Annotated in this window: 9 protein-coding genes; 1 reads left to right on the top strand and 8 read right to left on the bottom strand. The window is 40.9% G+C overall.

The genetic code is table 11. From position 1 onward, the window contains the following. Positions 1-186: 186 nt before the first annotated feature. Genes KPX09_RS02820 through KPX09_RS02785 form a run of 8 tightly spaced genes read right to left on the bottom strand, consistent with a single transcriptional unit; the run spans position 187 to position 7614 of the window. Positions 187-1353 carry a hypothetical protein gene (locus KPX09_RS02820; protein WP_249548881.1) on the bottom strand — a complete coding sequence of 389 codons (1167 nt, stop codon included), beginning with the start codon at positions 1351-1353 and terminating at the stop codon, positions 187-189. Positions 1354-1383: 30 nt separating this feature from the next. Further along, positions 1384-1734: a ferredoxin family 2Fe-2S iron-sulfur cluster binding protein gene (locus KPX09_RS02815; protein WP_249548879.1), complete on the bottom strand. Its 351-nt coding sequence runs from the start codon at positions 1732-1734 to the stop codon at positions 1384-1386. Positions 1735-1788: 54 nt separating this feature from the next. Continuing rightward, a complete protein-coding gene (locus KPX09_RS02810) occupies positions 1789-3567 on the bottom strand; it encodes an Hsp70 family protein (protein WP_249548877.1) in 1779 nt (592 codons plus the stop codon). After that, positions 3558-4013 carry a Fe-S protein assembly co-chaperone HscB gene (gene hscB / locus KPX09_RS02805; RefSeq protein WP_249548873.1) on the bottom strand — a complete coding sequence of 152 codons (456 nt, stop codon included), beginning with the start codon at positions 4011-4013 and terminating at the stop codon, positions 3558-3560. Before hscB ends, KPX09_RS02810 begins: the two co-directional genes overlap by 10 nt. Beyond that, positions 3991-4380 carry a HesB/IscA family protein gene (locus KPX09_RS02800; protein ID WP_249548870.1) on the bottom strand — a complete coding sequence of 130 codons (390 nt, stop codon included), beginning with the start codon at positions 4378-4380 and terminating at the stop codon, positions 3991-3993. Before KPX09_RS02800 ends, hscB begins: the two co-directional genes overlap by 23 nt. Position 4381: 1 nt before the next feature. Beyond that, a complete protein-coding gene (iscU, locus tag KPX09_RS02795) occupies positions 4382-4774 on the bottom strand; it encodes a Fe-S cluster assembly scaffold IscU (protein ID WP_249548868.1) in 393 nt (130 codons plus the stop codon). Positions 4775-4789: 15 nt separating this feature from the next. Beyond that, positions 4790-6028, bottom strand: coding sequence for an IscS subfamily cysteine desulfurase (locus KPX09_RS02790; protein WP_249548866.1), 1239 nt, complete (start codon positions 6026-6028; stop codon positions 4790-4792). A gap of 29 nt (positions 6029-6057) precedes the next feature. Next, complete coding sequence (locus tag KPX09_RS02785) at positions 6058-7614, bottom strand: aminotransferase class V-fold PLP-dependent enzyme (protein ID WP_249548865.1); 1557 nt, start codon at positions 7612-7614, stop codon at positions 6058-6060. A gap of 209 nt (positions 7615-7823) precedes the next feature. Between KPX09_RS02785 and KPX09_RS02780 the strand changes: the two genes are divergently transcribed. After that, complete coding sequence (locus KPX09_RS02780; RefSeq protein WP_249548864.1) at positions 7824-8528, top strand: alpha/beta hydrolase; 705 nt, start codon at positions 7824-7826, stop codon at positions 8526-8528. Positions 8529-9960 lie beyond the last annotated feature (1432 nt).

Raw genomic sequence — 9960 nt, 5'->3', positions numbered from 1 at the left:
CAAGGTATATGTTGTAGCTCTTCTTTCATACTTAATAAAATAATCTTAGAGGACTCACTCAATGCTCCAACTACTACGAGAACGTCAGAATGGCATTACTCACGCTATACAATAAGCACATCAATCTGCGCTAAAATCTTCACATGCAAATCTTCCAAATTTTGCGGTAACTATTTTTTACCCACACTAACCTAAAGCACTTACTACAGAAGGCAACTCAGCAGCTATAACATCCTTAGCCAGAGCATCTAAAATCTCTTTGGTAAACTCATCGGAATTAATTTTTCCTACGCGAAGTTCATTACCTTCTGACTTTACGGATAAAGTCATAGAATCATTTTCCTCTTCGAAAGTAGCCGCAACACCAATAGCTGCACTTAGAGCATCAACTCCTCTCCTCACATCTGAACTATCTAAGCCGATTTCCGGACCAGAAGCTCCTTCCGCAACTTCATACATAAACTTTAAGAAATTCTGATAACCTTGCACCTCTAAAAGCAAATCTAACCCACAAGAACGAAATGAGTCAAAGACACACTCACTAGCAAAAGATACCCCACCCCTCAATGACATACCAAAATCACTACGCCATAATCTAAACTGAGTGATATCAATATCAACACGCCTATCATCCTTATATTGATGCAACAGAAGGTCTCGTATACTAAAAGACAAAAAATCTGAATTAGCACCCTTAGCAGAAACTTCAATATTTGCTTTTACCTCTTCATCACCAATAACATCAAAGTCAAACTGTGCACTACTGTATACAGGTATATCTTCTCCTGTATCCTCATTGACACAATGAACACCAACATTATCGAGATAACGAACAGCAACTATCTCGTTAGCAAATCCCTCTCCATTACCTAACAACCGCTTTATAGAGTACAAGAATATATTGTCACGCAACTCAAACGAAAGCATCGCACCAACATTACATTGATGACTAGCCTCTTCTCCTAACAGTATTGCAATACGCACCGCCCCAGTGTTCGGCAAAAACACGCTCGCAGCCCCACCTATAAGATCATACGACAGCGCAACATTATCAATCTCCAGCCGAACGCCCCCTACAACAGCTACAAAATCCTCAACTAAAACATTAACTAATGGAAATAAACGCCTCTTATTATCCTCTAATAATGCACCAGAAGAATACGAGAGAGTAATTTTAATGTCTCCATAATCAACAGAATCAAATGAGGTAACTCCCAAGTTAACTTCCTTAACAGAACGCAACAAATCTCCGCTAATATCCCTTATAATACGAGCTCCAAAAAACACACCTACAGACACGAGAACACCCAACAACAAGATTATAAAACAAGTCCACTTGACAGCTCTCAACATGCCCTCTTCTCCTTAAAGTTATGCTCTAGCTTACTCTCTATTATCAAAAGAGACATTACGCGTCTCACCCGGCAAGATCACACACAGACCATCTAGCTCCTTAGTCATCACCACCTGACATCCTAATCTAGATGTTTCCGTCAAACCAAATGCTAAGTCAAGCATGTCGTTCTCTTCATCCGTCAACTCATTGCACTGCTCAACCTTACTATACCACTCGGGAGCTACTATAAGATGACACGTAGAACAGGCCATAGACCCCTCACACGCACCTTCTAAGTCAATCTTATTTCTATGAGCCAGAGTTAAAAGAGTCTCTCCCTCAAGTGCCTCATAGGTTTTTCTTGTCCCATCTGGAGAAACAAAAGTTACTAATGGCATACCACCGCACTCCACAATATAACGCCGCTATCATCGTCGCCTATCACTAAGATATTACCCCTCTTTTTCCTTTAAATCTACAATCTTTGCATTAAGCTGCTTACTAACATCTCGAACCATACCAACATCTTGAGATAATAAAACAGCTTCGCAACGTAGCATTATTTCCCTAAAATCGTTCAAAACAGCCTCAGATAACCCACCGAGAGCAATAATATCCTTAATCTTTTCTAAAACACGAGTACACTCAGCCTTCGCAAGACCCAACTCCTTCAGCTGCATATCCGAATCAAAATTCTCTACAGAATCCCTAACACACTGCTCGATATCAGTTTCCGTGACTCCATACAAAGAATTTATCTCCACACTCTTCTCTATACCCCTAACATTGTCTTGCGCTGATACAGTCAATAGACCATCCATATCAACACGAAATTCGACCCTAATCCTAGCTTCACCAGCAGGCAACGGCAACACCTCAAAATCAAACTTTGCCAAAGAGCGATTTTCAGAAACTAATTCACGCTCCCCTTGACATACGTGAATACTAATAGAGGTCTGCCCATCAACATAGGTGGTAAACTCTTGAGAAACTAACGTAGGAACTGGCGTATTACGAGGAATTAGAACTTCCGCTATTCCTCCCATAACTTCAATAGACAATGAAAGCGGAGCAACATCTACTAAAACCCCTCCCTTCGTTCCCGATAAAGGATTCGAGAGATTATAGGCCTGTATCGCTGCCCCAGTTACCACAACACTCTCAGGATCCATATCGTCATACACCTTTCCTGGAAATTCCTTATCAAGCAGTAACTTTACATGAGGAAGCCGAGAAGACCCCCCTACTAAAATTACCCGCGCAATCTCTGAAGGCACAAGATTAGCATCAATCATCGTACCCTTTACTATTTCCAAGGTCTTAGAAAGAACCTTATCAACGATCTCAGAAAACTCGTCTAGAGAGATTGCACAAAAAAATACCGCATCGCCAATCCGAAATTTATACTTGCCACCACCAGCAGCACTAACCTCTTCTTTTGCTTTTTTAGCATCTAATAACAAACTCCATGAGATCTCACCAGAACTTATAGAACATGATGCCCTATATTTTCCCAAAACCAATTCAGCCAATAGGTAGTCAATATCATCACCTCCGAGATTAGTATTGCCTCCAGTAGCAACGATCTGCATCACCCCGTCATGCATCTTTACTATAGATACATCAAATGTACCTCCCCCAAGATCATATATTAAACATATCTCACCATTCTTTATCTTCTCACCATATACTAAAGCCGCGGCCGTGGGCTCATTTAGCAACCTAATAACCTCTATACCAGCCCTGGTAGCAGCATCTCTAGTAGCCTTTCTTGCTACCTCATCAAAATATGCCGGAACGGTTAAAACAGCGCGCTTTATTTCCTCTCCTATCGCATCTTTAACAATAGAACTGAGATATTTAAGAATTTCTACAGAAATCTCTACCGGAGTAGTAGCTCCCTTTCCGCCAACCCCCAGAGCTATACTACCATTATGCTCTTCAATAGGAATACCAGAAAATGAACTCCCCACATCACTAATACTCTTTCCCATCAAGCGCTTTATAGAACGTATAGAAAAGGCAGCAGCATCATGACCAACTCTAACTTCTTCTTGATTACAATACTCAACTATAGATGGTATCAAACACCTTCCAGATGCGTCTTGAAATATCCGCACTTGCCCATTTTCCATCCTGGCTACTAACGAATGCGTTGTCCCTAAATCTATACCAAATGCCACACTATCCGCATTGGGAACATCTGGCTCAACTATATCCACTAACTGCATCCTTTCGTCCCCCTCTCTACGCCCTTTAAGTACTTTAGCTTCTCAACTTGCATTGCAGCTACATACATATCACCAGAAGTAAAAGCATTCTCTACAAGCTTCCAACACTCACCTACAGCTTCATGTACCCCTGCTTCCGTGAAATCTAAATCAAATACCTCTTCGACAATCTTTTTGCGATCTTCCGCGCTTAACTTAACTCCCTTCTCCGCCAATATGTATTCCGCGCGCGCTATAGGTGATTTTAGCACCAAATAAGCTTTATTAACTTTCGTAATGTGCCTTACAGCGGATTCTTTGTCTTTAATAAAGAAAAAACGGTCCGGATGAGAATTTCTCTGTATTTCTATGTAATTCTTCTCTAAAAGCGTAAGATCAATGGAAAAACTCATATCCCCCAGATTAAGTAGGGCAAAATAATCATCAGGCATAAAAACTTTCTCCACACCCACATCTTCCTTTTTCATTGGGGTTTTTAAAAGTAAAACCTGACGACAGTTTATCGCTATAATAGTCTATCACAGTGCCACGGATGAACATCATAGCCTTTGGCTCTATGAGTATAGTAACACCGAACTCATCAATGACTTTTTCTACCTTCACTTCCAGTGGTCTTACATCATAAGCATACTCTATGTGATATTTCAGACCGTAACACCCCTTCTGCTTGATCAATATACGTATCGCAACATTCTCTGCTCCATCCCCCTTCGCAAGCAGCAATTCCTTCATTCTACGAAGCGCAGCATCAGTAATAACAACAGGAACCTCCCTGTCTTTACCATCCATATTCTGAACAGCACTGTTATCCATACTAATTGCCTACCGATTCTTGCTTCTTACGATAATCATTAATAGCAGCCTTCACAGCATCTTCAGCCAATATAGAACAATGTATCTTTACAGGAGGAAGAGAAAGCTCCTTTACTAGAACAGTATTCTTCAACAAAGATGCCTCATCTATAGTCTTACCCATTATCCTCTCGGTAGCCAATTCACTCGCTGCTATTGCCGCTCCACACCCAAAGGTCTTGAACTTGGCATCGACTATCTTACCGTTTTCGTCAACCCTAATTTGCAACTTCATAACGTCACCGCAACTCGGCGCACCCACTAAGCCCGTACCAACAGAAATATCATCCTTAGGTAGCGAACCCACATTCTGAGGAGCCTTGCAGCGATTTAATACAGCATCACTATAACTCATAAAAACCTCTACTTACTATACATCCCACTTAATCGTACTCAGGTTAGTACCTTCCTGCACCATCTCCCATAAAGGACTAATATCCCTTAGCCTGCGCACACTGCTGATGATAAGATCAGCTGCACGCTCCACATCTTCCAATGTGGTAAACCTTCCTATACCAAACCTAATGGAAGAGTGTTCTAGATCTTGCTCCACATTTAACGCACGCAGTACATACGACGACTCAAGAGAAGCCGACGTGCATGCAGAACCCGAACTCAAAGCCAAATCACCGACAGACATTATCAGCGATTCTCCCTCAACATACGAAAAGCTTAGATTTAAATTACCAGCTATCCTGCTAGAATAACTTCCATTCAAGACAACGTTAGGTAAGCCGTTCATTATCCTCTCATATAACACATCGCGCAACTTCTTTATCCTCTCAGACTCAGAATCCATCTCTTCTAATGCGATTCTCGCTGCTTCACCAAGGCCTACAGCTAAAGGAGTAGGCACAGTACCAGAACGCATTCCCCGCTCTTGACCACCACCACTTAACAGTGGCACTAGCCTCACTCTAGGATTACGCTTGCGTACATATAATGCTCCTATCCCCATTGGACCATATATCTTGTGCCCAGAGATGCTTAGAAGGTCTATGCGCATCTCATTAACATCTATGAGCAGTTTTCCAAAAGCTTGCGCTGCATCAGTATGAAAAAATACGTCCCTTCCCTCACTCTTGCATATTTCTCCTATCTCACGGATCGGCTGAATAACACCTATCTCATTATTTACCATCATAACTGATACTAATATAGTATCCTTTCTGATAGCCTCTTTTAGAGCTTCTAAATCTATTAGACCATCTTTCTTGACGCCTAAATATGTAACCTCAAACCCTTCAGTCTCCAGATGACGACATGAATCTAAAACACACTTGTGCTCAGTGCTGACAGTAACTACGTGATTACCACGATTCTTATAGAAGCGCGCTACTCCTTTAATTGCTAAATTGTTAGACTCCGTAGCTCCTGATGTAAAAATCACTTCTTTAGGATCTGCACCGATAGACTGAGCAACCTGCTCCCTAGCAATCTCAACTGCAGACTCCGCTCTCCAACCATAACAGTGACTACGCGAGTGTGGATTAGAAAACTGCTGAAAATATGGGATCATCGCCTCAAGAACCCTATCGTCAAGCTTAGTAGTTGCCTGATAATCAAAAAATACAGGAAGCTTTACTCCCCTATCCTCATTATTTTTCATAGTACACCTTCAACTGCCTACAGGACAACTCAACTCAGCGAGTGAAAATTACTGTAGATTTTATACCAACATTCGATAATTTTATTTATTTGATCACTGCTCGCTTCAGGGCCTAAACTTATCCTAATAGAACTCTTAGCACCGTCTTCACTTGCCCCCAGTGCTTCTAATACCTTTGACTTTCCTATTTTCCCACTAGTGCACGCCGCCCCTACACCAACCGCTATACCGTTACTATCAAACCCTATAAGTTGCGTTTCGCTGCTCACACCCGGCATTGATATGCATGTTGTGTTGGGTAACCTATCAGCTCCCGAACCCCAAATTGTGCATTCTGGAACCATTTCCTTTATCCTCCCTTCAAGCAAATCACGCATATTAGCAACATTAGACATCTTTTCCAGGCGATCTTTTAGATTTTCCAACGCTATAGACAAAGAGTAAATTGCTGGAATGTTCTCAGTACCAGCACGTAACCCTTTCTCCTGCATACCGCCGCGTAACATTGGAACGATACCCACCTTTTTGCTGTTGAAAAGCAAAGCACCAGCACCCACAATTCCTCCAACTTTATGGGAAGAAATAGTTACGAAATCTGCGCCGATATCCAACACGCTTATAGGTATCTTCCCACACGCCTGGATAGCATCAGTATGCACAACAGCGCCATATCTATGTGCAATATTCACAACATCTTTCAGAGGCTGAATTACACCAATCTCGTTGTTAGCTAACATAACAGATATAAGGCTTCCTTTGCTATCGCCTGACTTCAAAGCTTCCTCTAGCGATTCTAAAGAAACAACACCATCTCCTGTTACCGATATCAACACCGGATCCACTGCTGCATTCATCACTGATGGATGCTCTATTGCTGAAATTATATGCCTGCCGTTTATACTATTAAACACGAGATTGTTTGCTTCTGTTCCAGAGGAAGTAAAGACCACCTCATAACCTCTAGCATCAAGTGCTTCAACAACAACTCGCCTCACGTCTTCCACTAAACTTCTAGCCTTTTGTCCTAAGCCATAAACTGTTGAAGGATTATAGAAATTACCAAATAATAGCGCATTACCTAACTTGTGCCGAACCTGCTGGCACACTTCTGAAGAGGCATTATCATCGGCATAAATATAATTTCCGCCACCACCCAATTCCTTAAGCGTATTATTGAACACATCAAGTATTGTAGTATTAGCAAAGTAGTGCATCATGTACTTTTCCATACTTTCCCATAGGTCGTGACTATTACACTTCCCCACATAGGAAGATATACACCCAGTATTCCCGTCTGAATCACATCTGACCATTTTAACTTTGTCTCCCACGGAATCTAACAGCATATCCAAGGTTATGCGATCTGGTGACATACCTAGAGAGTACCCTCCTCCAGGCCCCCTAGTTGGTTTTACTAATCCCCTGCTTTTAAGATGTGAAATGACGCGCTCTAAGTATCCTTCAGAGAGCGACTGCGAATCCGCTATCACCGATGCACGTTTCGGTTTGCCGTAACCAGAACACTCCTTTTGCACTAAACCAACCATGAACATAACGGCATAACGCAAACGCGTCGTCATCAACACGACAACCTCATAATTCAAGATAATAAAAAATGTACTCTAGAAGTTCCATGTATAGAGCAAAGTCAAAAAAACCTTTGGTATACAGCAACTTTTTGGTTAGCATCCCCATGTTGCACAGTGGTAATGAATAACATACCTCATGTCAAGTAGGTTTTTACTTATTAATATATAGTGTGGTGTTGAATAACTGAAGTTCTGGGTAAATGAAAATGCGTGAAGTTTTTTTCAATGGGTCTGCTGGAAAGATAGAGGGAAGATATACAGGAGGAAGAGATGCTGATGCCCCCCTCGTATTAATACTACATCCACATCCACAATATGGCGGATGCATGGATAACAAGATTGTATACAACCTTTATAAGGTGTTTGCGAATAATGGCTTCTCCGTGTTAAGAATTAACTTTCGTGGTATAGGAAAATCTGCCGGAGTATTCGATAAGGGAGTAGGAGAATTAAGTGACGCAGCAGCCGCTGCCGATTGGTTACAAAATAATAGTCCCGTGGTTTCCTCATTTTGGGTAGCTGGGTTTTCGTTTGGTGCATGGGTCGCAATGCAGCTTATGATGAGACGCCCAGAGGTTGAAGGCTTTGTTGCAGTATCACCTCCAGCTAATAGATATGATTTTTCCTTCTTATCACCTTGTCCCGTACCAGGACTGATAATTCAAGGCGATAACGATAGCATTGCAGAAGAGTCAGCAGTGTCTCAACTTGCGGCGCGCCTAAGCGCTTCTATAAAAAGTGAGTATATGCAATATTGCATAATAGAAAAAGCAGATCACTTTTTCAGGGATTATATGGATCAACTTAACCAAGTAGTTGATGCTTACATCAAGTCTAGGATGCCTGAAAAGGATTCAATAGGGACTGCCAGGAAGACTAGTAGTGCTAGACGCCCTGTATTCGCAGAGTGAGGCTCACATAAGTCTTCTGCTTAAAGTCAAGGAGGATGCGGCTGAGCGGGCTGCTCCTTCTGGTCTTATGCAGAAAAGGGCAAAATTCGCTTCCCGACGCAATAGCAAAGCATCTAGATGCACAAGCATGCATCAAAAGTAGCAACTTTACTCTAAATCCATAAATTTTTTAAAATCACTCAGAGTAGCAGACATATATGGTGAAATACAGTAGGTTACTTATACATATCATACCTATGACTTAAAGCAAAGATTGCTGAGTTAATATTAAGATTTCAAGTAAAAATTTAATTAAGAAAACAAGCCTTCCATCGCGTTTAACAATCGAAAGAACTATATCCCCCTCAGCACGTTCTGGCAAAAAACCTAACCCAACTTAGGTCAAAAACCCAGCCAGCATAGCAGCACTGTATGCACATACATATATCAGATATATTGTAATGTCTGGAACAACAATAGCGTTACGTACTTAACAAACTCGCACTTATATTACTAAATGGAAGAGAATTTTTCTAAAGGGAATACAAAAACACATTGGAGTATTGTACGCTCATATATTTTCAAAACAACAGCTTACATACTTTATATCCTCGCTCTCACATTACCAAATGGGTGTAAATAATTAAAAAGCTTATATTTATTAGGATACGTCACTCTCATAAGACATCCAAAGTGAGACAAGTATATACAAAGACAGATAGCATTTGTCACGCGTCTAAATGTTAAGCATAGAGATATGCTCCTTCCACTCAAGAGTTTTTATTGCTCTAAAAATCGATAAATACTATTCGATTACCGTTACTGACTCTATATACTAGCCACCTTAGAACTACCCTCATACTAATTCACCTAATATATACAAAAATATGTGAGGAGTCCTTTAATCAATGTGAATACCATATAAAGTATGATTGGGAAATCTAGAAAATTATCTACTGTACATAACCGATGAATTACCGCACTGAAGTGTAGTTTACTTTGTAAAATATGGCCTTTAGAAGATGAGCCAGGAGCTGTGCAGCGATGTTACCTTTCTTACAATATGAGAAGTTCTTTGCAGTGTTGTGAATTAATGTGATTTTGTCGCTAAAACTTTGCTGCAAATTCTTGAAGGCAGCGAGTAAGATTCTATCATAATTCTCAGATAAGCATTCGGAACAGAAACTCCAGAAAAGAAAATACATCCAGGCCTAAAGTGCAGTGATGCACCTATTACGTAAGATCTAAATCGAATGCACCTCCTCGAAAATCTTTTTACGATCCTCTGTGATAAATGATGCATTCACTTGGGAGTCATTAAAACAAATGAACGCTGAGGAAAATATATTCCACCGAACAACCTGATGTTTACTATGTGTTTTTCCTGTAAAGGAGTGCGATAAATGAATAATGCACTTGATGACTGATAGACTCAATTGCCAAAAATGATTCT

The sequence above is a fragment of the Anaplasma phagocytophilum genome (genome assembly GCF_023476575.1).
In the GTDB taxonomy this organism is placed as follows: domain Bacteria; phylum Pseudomonadota; class Alphaproteobacteria; order Rickettsiales; family Anaplasmataceae; genus Anaplasma; species Anaplasma phagocytophilum_A.
This window is presented reverse-complemented; position numbering and strand designations above follow the sequence as displayed.

Coding starts and splice junctions, on each gene's coding strand:
- KPX09_RS02820 (WP_249548881.1), bottom strand. CDS start 1,353: ATGTTGAGAGCTGTCAAGTGGACTTGTTTTATAATCTTGTTGTTGGGT.
- KPX09_RS02815 (WP_249548879.1), bottom strand. CDS start 1,734: ATGCCATTAGTAACTTTTGTTTCTCCAGATGGGACAAGAAAAACCTAT.
- KPX09_RS02810 (WP_249548877.1), bottom strand. CDS start 3,567: ATGCAGTTAGTGGATATAGTTGAGCCAGATGTTCCCAATGCGGATAGT.
- KPX09_RS02800 (WP_249548870.1), bottom strand. CDS start 4,380: ATGGATAACAGTGCTGTTCAGAATATGGATGGTAAAGACAGGGAGGTT.
- iscU (WP_249548868.1), bottom strand. CDS start 4,774: ATGAGTTATAGTGATGCTGTATTAAATCGCTGCAAGGCTCCTCAGAAT.
- KPX09_RS02790 (WP_249548866.1), bottom strand. CDS start 6,028: ATGAAAAATAATGAGGATAGGGGAGTAAAGCTTCCTGTATTTTTTGAT.
- KPX09_RS02780 (WP_249548864.1), top strand. CDS start 7,824: ATGCGTGAAGTTTTTTTCAATGGGTCTGCTGGAAAGATAGAGGGAAGA.